Annotated in this window: 15 protein-coding genes; 11 read left to right on the forward strand and 4 right to left on the reverse strand. The window is 50.1% G+C overall.

The annotated features are described in order from the left end of the window. Positions 1–34: 34 nt before the first annotated feature. The gene (locus AB1756_07280; GenBank protein ID MEW5807129.1) at positions 35–385 is read left to right on the forward strand and encodes a hypothetical protein; all 351 of its coding nucleotides are present in this window, start codon (positions 35–37) and stop codon (positions 383–385) included. A gap of 11 nt (positions 386–396) precedes the next feature. Then, on the forward strand, positions 397–978 hold the full coding sequence (locus AB1756_07285; GenBank protein MEW5807130.1) for a DedA family protein: 582 nt from the start codon (positions 397–399) through the stop codon (positions 976–978). A 56-nt stretch (positions 979–1,034) separates the two neighbouring features. Here the strand turns inward: AB1756_07285 and AB1756_07290 are convergent, their stop codons facing one another. Then, complete coding sequence (locus tag AB1756_07290) at positions 1,035–2,147, reverse strand: tetratricopeptide repeat protein (GenBank protein MEW5807131.1); 1,113 nt, start codon at positions 2,145–2,147, stop codon at positions 1,035–1,037. Positions 2,148–2,375: 228 nt separating this feature from the next. Between AB1756_07290 and AB1756_07295 the strand changes: the two genes are divergently transcribed. From AB1756_07295 to AB1756_07315, 5 genes are all read left to right on the forward strand, one after another. Continuing rightward, positions 2,376–3,008, forward strand: a complete 633-nt coding sequence (locus AB1756_07295) for an outer membrane lipoprotein carrier protein LolA (protein ID MEW5807132.1) — start codon at positions 2,376–2,378, stop codon at positions 3,006–3,008. A gap of 65 nt (positions 3,009–3,073) precedes the next feature. After that, positions 3,074–3,565 carry a YajQ family cyclic di-GMP-binding protein gene (locus AB1756_07300; GenBank protein MEW5807133.1) on the forward strand — a complete coding sequence of 164 codons (492 nt, stop codon included), beginning with the start codon at positions 3,074–3,076 and terminating at the stop codon, positions 3,563–3,565. 18 nt (positions 3,566–3,583) lie between these two features. Continuing rightward, positions 3,584–4,591 carry a polyprenyl synthetase family protein gene (locus AB1756_07305; protein ID MEW5807134.1) on the forward strand — a complete coding sequence of 336 codons (1,008 nt, stop codon included), beginning with the start codon at positions 3,584–3,586 and terminating at the stop codon, positions 4,589–4,591. Positions 4,592–4,728: 137 nt separating this feature from the next. Continuing rightward, a complete protein-coding gene (smc, locus tag AB1756_07310; protein MEW5807135.1) occupies positions 4,729–8,286 on the forward strand; it encodes a chromosome segregation protein SMC in 3,558 nt (1,185 codons plus the stop codon). An 11-nt stretch (positions 8,287–8,297) separates the two neighbouring features. Next, positions 8,298–9,488, forward strand: a complete 1,191-nt coding sequence (locus AB1756_07315; GenBank protein MEW5807136.1) for an FprA family A-type flavoprotein — start codon at positions 8,298–8,300, stop codon at positions 9,486–9,488. Between the two features lie 64 nt (positions 9,489–9,552). Here the strand turns inward: AB1756_07315 and pyrF are convergent, their stop codons facing one another. From pyrF to AB1756_07330, 3 genes are all read right to left on the reverse strand, one after another. After that, positions 9,553–10,287, reverse strand: coding sequence for an orotidine-5'-phosphate decarboxylase (gene pyrF, locus AB1756_07320; GenBank protein ID MEW5807137.1), 735 nt, complete (start codon positions 10,285–10,287; stop codon positions 9,553–9,555). Between the two features lie 51 nt (positions 10,288–10,338). Beyond that, the gene (locus tag AB1756_07325) at positions 10,339–11,268 is read right to left on the reverse strand and encodes a dihydroorotate dehydrogenase (GenBank protein MEW5807138.1); all 930 of its coding nucleotides are present in this window, start codon (positions 11,266–11,268) and stop codon (positions 10,339–10,341) included. Between the two features lie 75 nt (positions 11,269–11,343). Beyond that, positions 11,344–12,180 (reverse strand): dihydroorotate dehydrogenase electron transfer subunit, encoded by an 837-nt coding sequence (locus AB1756_07330; protein ID MEW5807139.1) that lies wholly within the window; start codon positions 12,178–12,180, stop codon positions 11,344–11,346. A 325-nt stretch (positions 12,181–12,505) separates the two neighbouring features. Here AB1756_07330 and pyrR point away from each other — a divergent pair, with 325 nt between their 5' ends. From pyrR to AB1756_07350, 4 genes are all read left to right on the forward strand, one after another. Beyond that, positions 12,506–13,093, forward strand: coding sequence for a bifunctional pyr operon transcriptional regulator/uracil phosphoribosyltransferase PyrR (pyrR, locus tag AB1756_07335; protein MEW5807140.1), 588 nt, complete (start codon positions 12,506–12,508; stop codon positions 13,091–13,093). A 35-nt stretch (positions 13,094–13,128) separates the two neighbouring features. Further along, on the forward strand, positions 13,129–14,067 hold the full coding sequence (locus AB1756_07340; GenBank protein ID MEW5807141.1) for an aspartate carbamoyltransferase catalytic subunit: 939 nt from the start codon (positions 13,129–13,131) through the stop codon (positions 14,065–14,067). After that, on the forward strand, positions 14,051–15,328 hold the full coding sequence (locus AB1756_07345; GenBank protein MEW5807142.1) for a dihydroorotase: 1,278 nt from the start codon (positions 14,051–14,053) through the stop codon (positions 15,326–15,328). The genes AB1756_07340 and AB1756_07345 overlap by 17 nt, the downstream gene beginning before the upstream one ends. Positions 15,329–15,428: 100 nt before the next feature. After that, positions 15,429–16,670, forward strand: a 1,242-nt coding sequence (locus AB1756_07350) for a sodium:proton antiporter (protein ID MEW5807143.1), incomplete at its 3' end; no start/stop codon positions are given.

Below are 16,670 nucleotides of genomic sequence, written 5' to 3' on the forward strand. Positions count from 1 at the left end.
GGGAATATAAAGGCTGGTAAATCGGGAGGAATGATTGGAAGAGGAAAAACTAGAAGTTGAGATCAAAGATGAGGATCGGGTCATGCTCGTCTTCTCATATCTTGGACCTCTCTCCATTGTTTCCATTCTCACCGCCAGGAAAGAGTTCATCAAGTGGCATGCCAAACAGGGCTTCATCTTCTTCATCCTCTGGATGGCCCTATTCGTAGTCCTGCAGCCCTTCTATCTTTTCTTCAAGCTGATCTGGCTCGGCTGGCTGTTCCTCACCATTGAGATCCTCATTGGGCTGGGGATCTTCGCACTCGCCTTCTTCTGCATGGTTAGAGGGCTGGAGGGGGAGAAGTTCAAAATCCCCTTCATCGGCGACCTCGCCGACCGCTTCTGAGTTTTCTTACAATGATGCAGGCGATCATAACCGCTCTATCCGTATTCGCATCGGCTTTCCTCGAATATATCTTCTTCCCCTACCCGGGCGATACGGTCATGCTCCTCGGCTATTTCTTAGCTGGCCGGGGGAACATCCCTCTCTGGCTTTGCATCATCTCATCTTTTTCAGGAAGCGTTGCCGGTGCCTTCACCTCTTATTACATCGGCTACAGGATGGGCACGTCCTACTTTTTCCTCAGGTACAGGTGGGTCGCCAGGAGAGTAGAGAGGCTGCAGAAGTATTATGAACGATTTGGAGGCAGACTGTTGCTTATCAACAGATTCCTTCCGGGACTGAGAGGAGTTTTCCTTTACGCGGCCGGCATGGGAAGACTGCGATTCTTTGAAGTGGCTCTCTACTCCACTATCAGCAACATCCTCTGGCTCATCCTTATAGGATTTCTCGGATTGAGCGTCGGAACGAACTGGGAGGATGTCAGGAGAGTCTTCAAGGCCTACACAGGTACTCTCGGGATCATATTTTCGGCTATCTTTATCGTCATTATTATCCGCCGGCTCTATAAACTATGGAAAGAAGCAAAGGCTCGATGAAGCTTTCATCTCCTTTCAGACAGCATTGATCATGAAAACTTGATCATAGGATGAATCTATTGAGACTCTTCCTTCTGAGGCACTTCCCATGCATCCTTCCTCATGATCTGAACGGCAAACCCGCTCGTTATGGCCAGGTCTCGGATGAGGATCCCTCTGCCGATGTACTCGGCGCAGGCAGCAATGAAAGTTCGTCTGACCTTCCAGAGATCGTTCTGGATGGATTGAAAATCTCCTTTCTTATCCAGAGCAGTCTTCTTGAGATCCTGTCCTTTTCTTGATAGTTCAATGATGGCAGCTTCAAGTTCCGAATCGTTCATCTTTTTGAACTTGTTTTCCGATTCATCAGTCTCTGGGAGTGGGGATTCTTCGAGGGCAGCCCTTGCTATCCTGTGGTTGTACTGTGCCTCCTCGCTGTACGGAAGGTGAAGCTCGATTACCTTCTTCCAGGCACTTTCCGCCTTCTCGTACTGACCGCTATTCAACGCCGAAACGGCGAGACGGTAGTATCCATCTTCGTACTTCGGTTCGATTTTGACGAGTTCTTCAAACTCTTCCGACGCTCTGGCGAAGTCCTTCCCTTTGTAATCTACTTCGGCAATGACGACTAGTATCCTTCTGATGTATTCAGGAGGGAGGAGCTTATTCTTCTTGTTAAGCTCAAAAGCCTTTCTGTAATGTTCTGCGGCTTTTTCATTATTCCCGGCATCTAAATATATCTTCCCTATGCGGAAGAACGATAAGGAGTCTTTCACCTTCTTCAACTGCCCTTTCTCATACAAGTCGATGGCTTTCCTGGAGGTATCGAGCCATTCCTCCCTCATATTGAGGTTTACGTAGCAGTTGGCAAGATAGAAGAGGTTGTCGAGGGTGGGCTTTCGCGAGGATTCTTGTTGAAGCTTCTTAACGGCTCTGTTCAGGAACTCTTTCTCCTTCTCTCTGTCACCAGCTTTCATGTAGCAGAATGATATCTTGTACAGAGTGATTCCATCTTCGCATCCTTTCTCTTGAGCCTTCAGATACAAATCAAGAGCTTCACTCCAGTTCTTGTCAAAGTAGAGCTGGTCGGCTATCTTCATCTCTTCCCTCCCTCTGCATTTGCATTCTGTAACGTTCCATGCGAAGAGGGCGATTAACAGAGAAAGAAGCGTAACTGGAAAGTTTTTCATGCTTCCTCCGTCAGATAATGTGGCGATTTTATCCTTTTGCTGCAATTATTTCCACCTCAGAAAAAGATTTTTCACTATTATTTTTTGACCAATTCCCCATTGCTATGATATAAATTAAAAAAATATTCTTTAAGAAACTTCAAGCTGGAGGAACAGTTGTCTTTCGGGAAAAAACGTTTTCCGTCAAATAATCATCGCAGGATTCACCCGAAGATACAGGCTGCTTCGATGGTCATAGTTGTTGCATGTTTTTTGCTCGCCTCAGGAAATCCTTCCCGGAGCAGTGAGAGTGCAGATTCCATCCTGACAATGATCCAGGAGAAGTACAGCCATCTCAAGAGCTTCACGGCCGATTTCACACAGAGTTTTGAGTCGAAGGCCCTCGGGAGTGGCATCACGGAACGCGGAAAGCTTTACATAAGGATTCCAAGTCAGATGAGATGGGATTATGAAAAGCCCGAGGAAAAAATCGCAATATGCAACGGAACGGATAGCTGGCTCTACATAAAAGATGACAACATTGCTGTGAAAGCAAATCTTGCCGCTTCGGGGGGGAGCCAGGCTTTAGTTTCACTCCTTACGGGAATGGTCGATCTAAGAGACCTGTTCGAGGGAGAGCTAATCTCGAAAGCGCATGGCGAGGTGATAGCAAAGATAAGGCTGAAAGAAGAGAACGACCAGTTCGATTTCCTTCTCATAACCGTCAATACCCGGCAAAAACGCCTGACAAGGATAGAGGTCTTTGACCTCCTTGGAAACAGAATGGTCTATTCCTTCAACAACATCGAAGAGAACGTCGAAGTGAAGCCAGAACTCTTCCAATTCTCCATTCCACCGGGTGCGCGGCTCAAGTTTGAATAAAACCAAATATTTGGTTGAATAAATCAAATCGTGGTGCTATTATCAGTTCACCTTTTTGAATCTTTATGGCTGAAGAACACTCATTTGACATCGTATCTAAGATCGACCTTCAAGAAGTTGACAACGCCATCCATCAGGCAATGAAGGAGATCAGGACCAGATACGATTTCAAGGGGAGCACCAGTGAGATCATAAGAGAAGGGGATGAGATGGTTCTGGTCTCGGAAGACCAGTATCGATTGAAGAGCGTTAGCGAGCTGTTGAGCCAGAAACTGGTCAAGAGAGGGGTTCCGCTGAAAGGGCTTACCTATGGAAGCATCCAGGAATCACGTGGAGGAAATGTCATCCAGAAGATAGCCCTGCAGAAGGGGATTCCCATCGAGAAGGGGCGAGAGATCGTCAGGATAATCAAGGATACGAAGTTAAGGGTTCAGGCCTCAATCATGGGCGACCAGATAAGGGTAAAGGGTAAGAACAAGGATGATCTTCAGTCTGTCATCCATCTCCTGCGCGAATCCAGCCTGAACATAGACATGCAGTTCACGAATTACCGATAGCAGGGCAGAAGATTTTTTATGAATATTGCCGAAGAGATCAGGGCAAATGTGAAATCAGACATGTCGGCGATTTCCTATCTGGTTGCCGATAAGCTGGAGAAAACCGAAACGCTCTTTGCCGAGATGCTGAGATCCAGAATTGGGATCATCTCCACGATCGGAAAGCATATTGCGAATAGCGGCGGAAAGAGGATCCGGCCCCTCGTCCATCTTCTCAGCGCCGGGATGTGCGGCCATAAGGGGGAGAGGGACATTCTCTTTGCGTCCATCTTCGAATCCATCCACACGGCCACTCTCATCCACGATGACATCATCGACAACGCTCACACGCGCAGGGGAAGGGTTACCGTCAACAGGAAGTGGGGAAATTCGATCACGGTCCTTATTGGCGACTACCTCTTCACGAAGTCCGTCTTCAATGCCCTTCATGATGGAAACCTGAAGATCATCCATCGTATTGCCGAGATCACGATGAAGATGATCGAAGGGGAATTGATGCAGGAGGATTCAATCGGTAAGATCGATCTTACAGAAGAGGAATACATCGAGATAGCCAGAAGAAAAACCGCCTGCCTTTTTTCCGGCTGCACATCCATTGCAGGTATCATTTCCGACGCCAGCGACCAGGAAGTTAAGGCGCTCGAACAGTTCGGGATGAATTTCGGCATCGCCTTTCAGCTCATAGACGATCTTCTCGATTTAACTTCCGACGAGAAGGTTCTCGGCAAGCCAGCGGCAAGCGATCTCAAAGAGGGAAGACTCACGCTTCCTTTGATATATCTTCTCCAGATCGGGATTCTGAAACACCGAAAGCTTATAACATCCATCCTTGGCGGTCATGATGGGGAAGATTCTCTCAAGGACGTTATTAAGATCGTCGGCGAGAACGGCGTGATCAAAAGAGCAAGGGATAGAGCTTTCTATTTTGCAGAAAAAGCGAAGATCTATCTCGAAGCATTCCCACATAGCGATTACCGTGACGCTCTCATCAATCTTACAGACCTTATCATAAATCGCGATAGATAGCTTCTGCCGCTTAAAATCCCATTTCTAGTATCGATCATTCCTTAAACCCCAGCATCTTGTATTTTCTTTACATACCTCAAGTAATATGTTAAGATTTAAGCCTTTTTTGCAGATGAAAAAAGGGAGAAAGGGCATTTATGCTCAAGCTTGATAAGATGGAACTTATTGGGTTCAAATCCTTTCTCGGGAAAACCCAGGTCGTCTTTCCGGATGGAATCACCGCCGTTGTCGGACCGAATGGATGCGGAAAGAGCAACATCGGGGATGCAATCTCATGGGTCCTTGGAGAACAAAGCGTGAAGTCTCTCAGAGGGGTGAAAATGGAGGATGTCATTTTCAACGGCTGCGAGAGCAAGAAACCCCTCGGAATGGCGGAAGTCTCTCTGAAGCTTGTTTCCGATAATGGATCGGTGGGGAATGGTACGGAGGAGATCATACTCACGAGGAGGCTCTTCCGGTCTGGAGAGAGCGAATACATCCTCAATGGAGAGAGGTGCCGTCTCAAAGATATCAGAAATCTCCTCTCGCAGATCCATATCGGTGTCAGGACATGCGCCGTCATTGAGCAGGGAAGAGTTGAAGAAATCATGAATGCCAGGCCTGTCGAGAGGCGGCTGCTTATCGAGGAGGCGGCTGGTATCCTAGGATACAAGAGCAAGAGGATGCTGGCAGAGATGAAGCTCGAGGCGACAAAGGCCAACCTGCTCAGGGTTCAGGACATCTTCGCTGAAGTTGAAAGGCAGATGAACTCTCTGCGGAGGCAGGCATCGAAGGCAAGGAGATTTGCCCGGCTGAGCGAAGAGAAGAGGCGGAAACAATCCCTTCTCTTCGTCCTGAGACATACTAATCTGGAGGCGGAACTCTCCGGAATAGATTCCAGTCTCCTCGAGCTCAAGGTAAAGGAGGCAGAGATCCTGGCGCAGATCGGATCTCTCGAGGCGGCGCTTGAGAAAGGGAAGCAGGAACTCTCCAGTAAAGAATCCGATCTGTCCTCATTTGTGGAGACGGAACATCGCCTCGACAAGGAGATGGCCAGCCTGGAAGCAAGGGTAAGGTCCTCTGAGGAAAAAATAGCGGAACTCGAGTCCGCCATATTGCGGCTGGTCAGGGATAGAGAGTCTTTCAGCAGTGATATGGCCGGGGCTGATGCGATCATCCTGGAAAAGGAGAAGGATAAGAGGCTGCATGAAATCCGGAGGGATGAAGTTTTAGAGAAGATTGGAGCGCGGGAAGAGGAGCTCAGGAGATCGAGGGAGAGGGAAAGCCATCTCAACCGCCTTATTGAAGAGAGGAGGGAAGAGCTCATCAGAATTGCTCAATCGCTGGCCGAACAGAGAAACAGCATGAAGGGGTTCGAGGCGGGGATGGGGAAGATTGAATCAACGCTGCAGAGAAGACGGAAGGAGGAAGATGAAGAAGCAAGACAGATGAAACTCTGGACGGAAGAGCTTGCCTCGCTTGATGCTGGGAGAAGAGGAAAGGAAGAACAGCTTCAAGCGCTGCGATCAGAGCTTGAGTCCATGGATTCCAGGGTCGAATTTCTAAGGGAAGAGTTGAAAGGAAGGGAAAAACTGTTATCTGAGAAGAGCTTGCTTCTTCAATCGCTTCAGGAAAAGGAAAGGATTTACCTGAGCCCTGATGTTTCGATGAGAGGGATCGATGCCGGGACACAGGCGATCATGCAGGAGGACGGTGGAGCCCGTGTCAAGAATTCGGGGATCCTCGCCGATTGGATCAGAGTTGAAGACGCCTTTGAAAAGGCCATCGATGGATACATGGGTGAACTTCTCCCGGCTCTCGTCGTCAGGGACATCCGGGACGCAACCGAAGGGATGAAGCTTGTGAAAACCATCAAGGCAGGCTCTGTGAAATTCCTCTTTGGTTCTCAACTGATCCCGAAGCGGGAAGAGATCAAGATACCGGAAACGATTGTGGCCAGCGAACGGTTTGCGGGAAGACTTTCGGACAAGGTAAGATGCAGCGATGGGATCAGGGAAGTTCTTGAGCCTATGCTGATGAGGTGCGTTGTCGTCCGCGACATCGATTCGGCGAGAGAGTTCTTCAGGGATCATCCGGAGCTTGACTACGTCACGCTGGACGGTGAGGTCATCCGATCAGGCTGCCTTGCCATGATGCGCGATTCCACGGTTGAGGGCGAGGGGATAATGGCACGGAAGAGGAAGATAGGGTCTATCATTAAGGAGATTGAGAAGATTGGTGCCGAACAGATCGAAAACGAACGGGCTGTCGAAAGCCTCAGGAGCACCATGGATGCTGCGCTGAATGATGAAAACGATATTAAGGAGAAGATAAGAACAGTCGAGGAAGAGCTTCTGGAATTGAGGCATAGAGCGATGAATCTTTCCGAGCTTCTTGCTCATGCAGCGAAGAAGTGCCAGGTTCTGGAGGAAGAGATCTCTCTCGTCGAGGAAGAGCGAAGGAAGCTTACATCATACATGGAAAGCGGAAGAGAAGTTCTTTCTCTGAAAGAAAAGGAGCTTGAAGAAAGGGAGAATGAAGTCAGACTCCTGAAAAACGAACTCGAAGCCATCAGGGAAACTCTCTCAGAGAAAGGAGAGGAGCTCTCAAGCATCCATTTAGAGCTTGCCGAGGAGAATAAAGAGATAGCCGTTCTGGATACGGACCTTGCCCATCTAAGGGAGAGCAGGAACGAGGCGTTTGAAAGGGTCAATGAGTCTCACCGAAATGAGGCAGAGTGGAAGGAAACGATCTCTGAACTTGGCGAGGAGATCGTTTGTTCCGGAAAGGTCCTCGAGAAACTTGTACTCGAGCGGAAAGAGCTATGCGATCGGATCGAAGCGCTGAGAACCGAGATCTCAAGCCAGAAGGGATCCCTTCAGGTCATGGAATTGGAACTGAAGGAGCGAAGGAGCGGTCTTGACGGGATGAGGGAGAGGCTGAAGGAAAGAGAGCTACTCAGAGTCGGCCTCCACTCCGATATGACACATAATGCCATGAACTGCCGGGAAGAGCTGGGCAAGGAGATAGAGGAGCTTGCGTCCTCTGTAGTACTTCCTTCCGATGCAGTGGAGGAGATTCTTCTCCAGGAGATAGCGGAGCTGAGTGACCATATCGCGAAGGTCGGTCCTATCAACATGATGGCGATGAAAGAATTCGACATGCTTGAGGAGAGATTCAAGTTCCTCTCGGCGCAGAAGAAGGACCTCACGAACTCAATGGAGTCGCTTCAGGAAACCATCAGGAAGATCAACAGAACATCCCGCGAGAGGTTCCTGAAAGCATTCGAGGCGATACGGCAGAATTTTAACGAAACCTTCAAGATCCTCTTCAGAGGTGGGAAAGCCGATCTCAAGCTCGAAGAGGAACAGGATGTCCTCGAAAGTGGACTTGAGATCATTGCTCAGCCGCCAGGAAAGAGACTCCAGAGCATCAGCCTGATGTCGGGAGGAGAAAAAGCCCTGACCGCTATCGCTCTTCTATTCGCCGTCTTCCGCTACCAGCCATCTCCCTTCTGTCTTCTCGATGAAGCCGATGCCGCTCTGGACGACCTGAACGTCGAAAGGTTCCTGAATCTGCTCAAGGAGTTCAGCAACAGAACGCAGTTCATCCTGATCACCCATAACAAGAAGACGATGGAGATCGCAACCATCCTCTACGGTGTGACCATGGAAGAACCTGGTATCTCAAAAGTCGTTTCTCTCAAACTCAACTGATGAAGGTGGATATGAAACCACTAGAACTGAAAAAAGGAGTTCACTGGGTAGGAGCGTTGGATCCCGATCTCCGAGTCTTTGACGTCATCATGAAGAGCGAGAGGGGAACGACCTACAGCTCTTATCTACTAAGGGGACTCAACGGAACGGCTCTCATCGATAGCGTCAAGGCTAAATTTGCTTTCGAACATCTGGAGCGAATCAAGGAACTGATCGAGATCAAGGCGCTCGATTACATCATATTGAACCACACGGAGCCAGACCATTCGGGAGCACTGTCGCTTTTGATCGATGAAGCTCCCCAGGCGAAGGTCGTCATCTCCAAGAATGCCCCGCACTTTCTCAAGAACCTGATGAATCGGGATATCTACCCGCTAAAGGTCGGAGATGGAGATTACATCGATCTCGGAGGCAGGAGGCTTGAGTTCATCAGCGCGCCGTTTCTCCATTGGCCCGATACGATGTTTACCTACTCCGTGCAGGACAGGATTCTCTTTCCCTGCGACTTCTTGGGCTGCCATTTCTGCGATGAGAGGATGTATAACGACTTGGTAGACGATTTCAGCTTTGCGTTCCAGTACTATTTCGACCATATCATGAGACCCTTTAGAGAACATGCTCAGAGAGCAATCGAAAGAATCTCCGCACTGAACATCGACATGATCGCTCCCAGTCATGGTCCGATCCTCAGGCATGACATTCAATCATATCTATCACGCTACAGAGAATGGATCGAAAGAGAGCCACAGGTAACCAGGAAGATCCTCGTTTTCTACGCATCCGCTTACGGGAATACGGCAAGAATGGCCAGAGAGATCGCAGGGGGAGTGAGAGAGGGTGGCGCTCAAGTCACACTCTTCGATGTCGCTGGCATCGACATGTCGAAGGTGCCAGACCTTGTCGAGGAGGCTGATGGGATCATAGTTGGTTCTCCAACAATCAACGGGGATGCCGTGAAGGCGATCTGGGACCTCCTTTCGAGTCTCGCAACGATCAAGTTGAAGGGGAAAATCGGCGGAGCCTTTGGTTCCTATGGATGGAGCGGAGAAGCCATCGATATGATCGACCGCAGATTAAAGGATCTGAAATTCCGCGTTCCCCTTGCGCCGGTCAAAGCCGCTCTGACCCCGACGGAAGAAGACCTCAAAGGAAGCAAAAAGCTCGGCTTCGAACTCACCAAGTTCCTCTCCAGAAAAAGTTAGGCTCGGATCTGAACGATGCATTTTTAGCGATGATCTCTCGCTCCTTACAGGCTGGAATTAGTAATCAGGAGCAAACAGGCGGTTCCATCTCGCTGAGAATTTCCTGGGCTGCTTTTCTTTTGTCCGGAGCCAGCGTGATGGGTCGGCCGATGACGATGAAATCTGCTCCTCGCTTGATCGCTTCTGATGGGGTGGTCACCCTCTCCTGATCGTCCTTTCGAGACCAGAGTGGTCTGATCCCCGGAGTGACGACGAGAAAATCATTGCCGCATTCCCTCTTGACCGCTTCGATCTCGTGAACGGAGGCGACCACTCCATCCATCCCTGCCTCCCGGGCAACGGCTGCGAGGCGTCTCACTTCATCGATAAGGGAGCTGGCAATCCCCACTTCGCGCATATCGCTTTCTGCCATACTGGTCAGGATCGTCACGCCGATGAGTAGCGGTTTCTTCATCGAGTTCTTCGCACAGTAGTCCGAGACCTCCTTCACCGCGCTATCAAGCATCTTTTTCCCGCCAAGACAGTGAAAATTCATCATGGACACTCCGAGTCCGGCCGCAACGACCGCGGCATTCGAGACGGTATTTGGAATATCGTGAAGCTTCAGATCGAGGAAGACATTGGCTCCCTCTTTCCGTAAGGTTCGGACGACGTCTGCTCCATCCGAGGAGAAAAGCTGCAGCCCCACTTTGAACAGCCCGACGTGATCCTTAATCTCACCGGCAACGGAAAGAGCTTCTACTTTCCTGCTATAGTCGAGGGCCACGATTAATCTGTCCTTTGCCATTCCCTTATGCATGGACGACCTCCATTTAATAGTTTTCGATAAGAAGCAGAATTCAATGCGAGACTAAGCTGCTATGAGAGAGCCTATGACCGAATTGACATCTGGAATTCCGGAATCCAGGAGATATTTCTCAAGTTCATCAACGAGCCGCCCGGATATTGACGGTTCGATGAAATTCGCGGTTCCAACCTGAATGGCCCTCGCTCCTACGATCAGGAATTCCAGGACATCATGAATCGAGGATATCCCTCCCATCCCGATCACAGGAATCCTCACGCTGTTTACAACCTGATAGACGAGCCAGAGGGCGAGAGGTTTTATGGCGGGGCCCGAGAGCCCACCACATCTGTTCGCTAGGATCGGTTTTCTGCTGCAAGCGTCGACGGCCATTCCAACGAAGGTGTTGACAAGTGAAAGGGCGTCAGCACCTGCAGCTTCCGCGGCTCGCGCGATGACCTTGATGTCCGTGACGTTCGGAGAGAGCTTCACGATTACAGGAACCGTGGAAGCTTCTCTGACACTGCGCGTGACCCTCGCCGTAATCTCCGGATCGATGCCGAAGTGCATCCCTCCTGCGTCCGTATTCGGGCAGGAAACGTTCACCTCGATGGCGGAGACCCCTCCAGCGTCGCAGAGCCTTCTCGTGATCTTCTCGTACTCCTCGACATGCTCCCCGAAGATGTTGGCTATAATTGCGCAAGAATACTCCTTGAGGAGCGGAAGTTTCTCTTCGATGAAGGCATCCACGCCTATGTTCTCAAGGCCGACGGCGTTGAGCATCCCCGAGGCTGTCTCGCAGGTCCGAGGTGGGGGATTACCATACCTTGGTTTGAGCGAGAGTCCCTTGACGACTATCCCCCCGAGACGGTCCAGATCGAAGAAAGGCTCGAACTCCAGTCCATAGCCGAAAGTTCCACTTGCCGTGAGAATGGGATTCTTGAGCACGAGATCTCCGATATGTACTTCCGTTCTGGGCTTTATCTTCTTTTTCATTCTGCAGTATCCCCGATAAGCATTGTAAAAATCGGCGAACCATTCATCATGTTATCCAACATCCTGGCATCGCATTCATGGATAGAGGATTTCGTTCATGTCAAAGACGGGGCCATCCGTGCAAACGTGCCTGTAACAAGAACCCCCCGCCTTGCTCCTGACTCGGATGGCGCAGCCGAAACAGACACCGAAGCCGCAGGCCATTCTCTCTTCAAAGGAGCCGAAAGCCGCGTATCCCTTCTCTTCGGAGATCTCTGCCACTTTCTTGAGCATGCCCGACGGTCCGCAGGCATAGATGATGGTCTCTTCCGACGTAGTGCTCTTCCTTTTCGAGAAGATATACTCTGCAAGAAGCTCCGTGATCAACCCTTTTTCTCCTTCGCTTCCATCTTCTGTCGTGATGAAGAGATGAGAGCAGTTCTTCCTGAACCAATCCTTCAGGGGAAGGTCATCACGGCTGCGGCCTCCATAGAACATGACCGGCTGATTTCCTGATCTCCTTAAAGCATTGATGAGGAAAGGAAAAGGAGCGGAACCGATCCCTCCGGCGACGATCAGATGTTCCGCCTTTCTCTTCCGGAATAATCGCTCGCTGAAAGGAGTACCAAGAGGCCCGATGATAGACACTTCCTCTCCGGCTTTTGCACTGGACAAAGCATGAGTCCCTTTTCCAACGACCTTGTAAAGAATCTGGAAGGTATCTCTTCTTCTATCATCGAATGTCCCATTACAGCCACAGATGCTGTATGGGCGTTTCAGGAAGAGACCGTTGCGGTTCTTAAGCCCCAGCATGACGAACTGTCCAGGCCTGGCCTTAGCACTGATCTCCCGGGACCGCATGGAAACATAGTAATAGCAGGATTTCCCTATCCTTCTGTTCTCGACGATACGGCAGGAGAGCTGATAGATCATTGATGTGCCTTAAATTTTTCAGTGAGTATAGCAAGAAAGACTGTCTTCGTCGAGCGTCTTTTCGTGAGGCCAATCCGAGCCCCTCTCGAACCACAGATATGTAGCCGCAGAAGGCGGCGTTGACAAAGATGGTGAGTCTGTGTATCATAGCGGCAACTTTAAATCTGGTCCGGCGAGGCCTGAAAGAGAAAATGAAGTTTGAAAATCACAGTGTCATGAACAAGAGGCCCCTGAAAAGGGGCCTTTTTTTAACTGCTTTGGTTGTCAGAAGCCACTTGATTTCGAAGAGATTCCCGGAAGCTCAACAACTCAATAGGAGGGTGACATGGTAGGCAAGGGCGGTGTGAAGATCATGGATGCAGAAAAGTTGGACAGGGTGATGACCCGGATGGCCCATGAAATACTGGAAAGGAACAAATCGGTTGAGAACCTTGCCGTGATCGGGATCAGGACGAGGGGAGTCCCTCTCGCCAGGCGGCTTGCCGATAAGATCAAAGACATTGAGGGGAAAAATGTGGACGTTGGAATCCTTGACATCAACCTCTACCGTGATGACCTGAGCATGATAAGCGATCGCCCGGTACTCAGAAAGACGGAGATTCCGTTCCAGGTGGATGGGAAAAAGATTGTACTGGTTGATGATGTCCTCTTCACGGGGCGGACTATACGCGCGGCGCTCGATGCTCTGATCGATCTCGGAAGGCCGCAGATCATTCAACTGGCCGTTCTCATCGACAGGGGACATCGTGAACTCCCCATCAGAGCCGATTACGTTGGAAAGAACCTCCCGACATCGCTCCATGAGATGGTCGATGTCCGCCTTAAGGAAATGGACGGAACCGATGAGGTCCTCATCAGGAAGATCGAGACGGAAAAGAAGGCGAAAAAGGGAAAAGCCGTCCCGCGCCAGTAAATATCATCGACTCATTTTAAAAAGGGAGAGTATCCATGAAACTGAAGAGCAAACATCTGCTCGGTATCGAAGATATCTCTAAGGAAGAGATCAATCTCATTCTCGACACGGCGGACTCCATGGCGGAGATCTCCCAGAGGGACATCAAGAAAGTTCCAACCCTTAGAGGGAAAACGGTCATCAATTTCTTCCTGGAGCCCAGCACGAGGACCCGCTCCTCTTTTGAGATAGCGGAAAAGAGGCTGACGGCGGATTCTCTCAACTTTGCCTCCGCCACGAGCAGCATCCTGAAAGGGGAGACCCTGATCGATACGACGCTGAATCTTGAGGCAATGGCTCCCGACTTCATAGTCATACGTCATTCAGAACCGGGTTCCCCTCACATGCTGGCGAAGATATGCAACTCTTCGATCATAAACGCCGGCGATGGTCCGCACGAGCATCCGACCCAGGCGCTTCTCGATGCATACACTATCCGGCAGAAGAAAGGAAAGATCAAGGGGTTGAGAGTGGCCATCATCGGCGACATCACGCACAGCCGTGTCGTCCGCTCGAACATCTTCCTTCTCAAAAAGATGGGAGCCGATGTAGTCATTGCCGGCCCCTCTACGCTCATGCCTGTGGAGATTGAAAAAACTGGCGTCGAAGTCAGATACAGCACCGACGATGCAGCAGAGGGAGCGGATGTAATAATGATGCTGAGGATCCAGATGGAAAGGCAGAGGAAAGGATACTTCCCCTCCACGAGGGAATATTTCAGTCTCTTCGGTCTGACGGAAGAGAGAGTGAGAAGGGCGAAGCCCGATGTCATCATAATGCATCCGGGGCCGATGAACAGAGGAGTGGAAATCGCCAGCGAAGTTGCGGACGGTCCCTATTCTGTCATCCTGGAACAGGTTGCCAACGGAGTGGCTGTCAGAATGGCTGTTCTCTATCTTCTTGCAGGAGGAGGAAAAGATGAAAATGCTGCTTAAGAATGGAAGAGTGATAGACCCGGCTAACAAGATTGACGATACGCTGGATATCATCATCGAAGATGGAAAGATATCCGAGATCAAGCCAAGGATCTCCGAAAAAGGGATCGAAACGATTGACCTTGCAGGGCTCGTAGTGGCTCCCGGATTCATCGACATGCACGTCCATCTGAGGGAGCCGGGTAGAGAGGATGAAGAGACGATCGAAACGGGGACGAAAGCCGCTGCGGCAGGAGGTTTCACGGGGGTTGCATGCATGCCGAACACGGAGCCCGTTAACGATGACCAGGCCGTTACCGAATATATCCTGTCGCAGGCGAAGAAATCAGCCATCGTGAATGTGTATCCCATTGGATGCATCACAAAGGCAAGGGAAGGAGAGGAGCTTGCCCAGATCGGGGACCTGGTGGAGAGCGGCGTCGTCGCCGTCTCTGACGATGGAAATTGCGTTGCATCGGGGCTCATAATGAGAAAAGCGCTGGAATATACAAAGATGTTTGGCATACCGATCATCGATCACTGCGAAGATCCGAACCTCAGCGACGGAGGAGTCATGAATGAGGGATACTACTCGACCATTCTGGGCCTCAAGGGGATGCCGTTCCTTGCTGAGGATGTCATGGCTATCAGAGACATACTCCTTGCCGAAATGGTGAAAGGGAAACTCCATATCGCGCATGTGAGTACGAAAGGATGCGTGAACATGGTGAGAGAAGCCAAGAAGAGAGGCGCTCACGTGACCTGCGAAGTCACTCCGCATCACTTCACTTTGACTGACGCAGCAGTCATGGGGTATGACACCAATACAAAGATGAATCCGCCTCTCCGCTCGGAAGGGGACAGAAAAGCGGTCCTCGAGGGGCTAAAGGATGGGACCATCGATTGCATTGCAACGGATCATGCTCCGCATAACTCCATCGAGAAGAACGTTGAGTTCAGCCAGGCTCCCTTCGGCATAATTGGACTCGAGACCGCTGTCTCTCTCGCTCTCGATAGACTCGTGCATACGAGGATCATCAATCTTTCCAGGCTCGTGGAACTCATGTCTCTCAACCCTGCTAGGATCTTGAATATTAAAAAGGGGATTTTATCGAAGGGTGAGGATGCCGATATAACCATCCTAGACATCAAGAAAACGGTGACCGTAGATGTGAAAAAGCTGAAGTCGAAGAGTCGAAACACACCCTTCAATGGCTTGAAACTGAAGGGTGCTCCAGTCATGACCATCGTCTCCGGAAAGATTGTCCACGACTCCCGATAGACCCACCAGGCTTAAGGATTTTGATTCATCGTGCGAATTTTCACATCTGACTTTTTGGTGTTACAATATTGCGACTATTGAAGAAAGTTCATTTTAAAAGATGAAAGCGAAAAGGATTTTCCCTGTAGCAGTCATGCTTATCTTATTCGGCTCCCTTTCATTTGGCAGTGAAGTGGATGCTTTGCAAAAGGAGCAAGAGCTTGGCTTGTCACTACCCCTGTGGACGGTGCTTCCATTCATCATCATGCTTCTAACCCTCGCAATAACGCCTCTGACACATGGCCACATCTGGGAAAAGAACAGGAATAAGGCGATCATCACTGCCATCATTTCCATTCCCATGGGAATCTATATTGCTTTTCTGGATTACCATGAACTGATCCACGTCGGACTGGAATATTTCTCTTTCATCGTCCTTTTAGGTTCCCTCTTTACAATTTCAGGCGGGATATATCTCCGTGGCGATCTACGAGGGACCCCTCTCGTCAACACGATCTTCCTTGCTGTCGGGAGCATCTTCGCGAATTTCATAGGGACGACCGGAGCAAGCATGGTCCTGATAAGACCTCTGCTGAAGACCAATTCAGAAAGAAGGTACACCTACCATATCCCTGTCTTTTTCATCTTCATCGTGAGCAACATCGGCGGTCTTCTGACGCCGCTTGGAGACCCCCCGCTATTTCTGGGCTATCTGCGTGGTGTGCCGTTTTTCTGGACGCTGCGCCTCATCCCGGAGTGGCTCTTTGCAGTATCCATCGTCCTTCTCGTCTTCTATATCTTCGACAGGATGGCATGGAAAAAGGAAAAAACGGAAGATCTTCTTCTGGATCTTGCATCTCGTGAGCTTCTGAGCATCGACGGCAAGAGGAATTTCATCCTTCTGGCTGGAGTGATCGCCGCCGTGTTCCTCAAGACTCCCATCAGAGAAGCAATCATGATTCTTATGGCAGTCCTCGCTTACAATCTGACGCCGAAAGAGTATCACGAGAGTAACAAGTTCACGTTTCATCCGATCGTAGAAGTAGCCGTTCTCTTTGCCGGTATATTCACGACGATGGTTCCCGCCCTTTTGATCCTGAAGGCAAGAGGCGCAGAATTCGGTATCACGCAGCCATGGCAGTTTTTCTGGCTGACCGGGAGCCTATCTTCATTCCTGGATAACGCCCCGACCTATCTTACCTTTCTATCCCTCGCTCAGGGGCTTGGGCTCCATGGCTCGGTGGTCGGTGTTCCCGAGATCCTGCTGAAAGCTGTCAGTACAGGAGCAGTTTTCATGGGAGCTAACTCCTATATCGGGAACGGTCCAAACTTTATGGTGAAGGCTATCTGCGAGGAGAGAGGG

The sequence above is a fragment of the Acidobacteriota bacterium genome (assembly GCA_040752675.1).
GTDB lineage: Bacteria > Acidobacteriota > Polarisedimenticolia > JBFMGF01 > JBFMGF01 > JBFMGF01.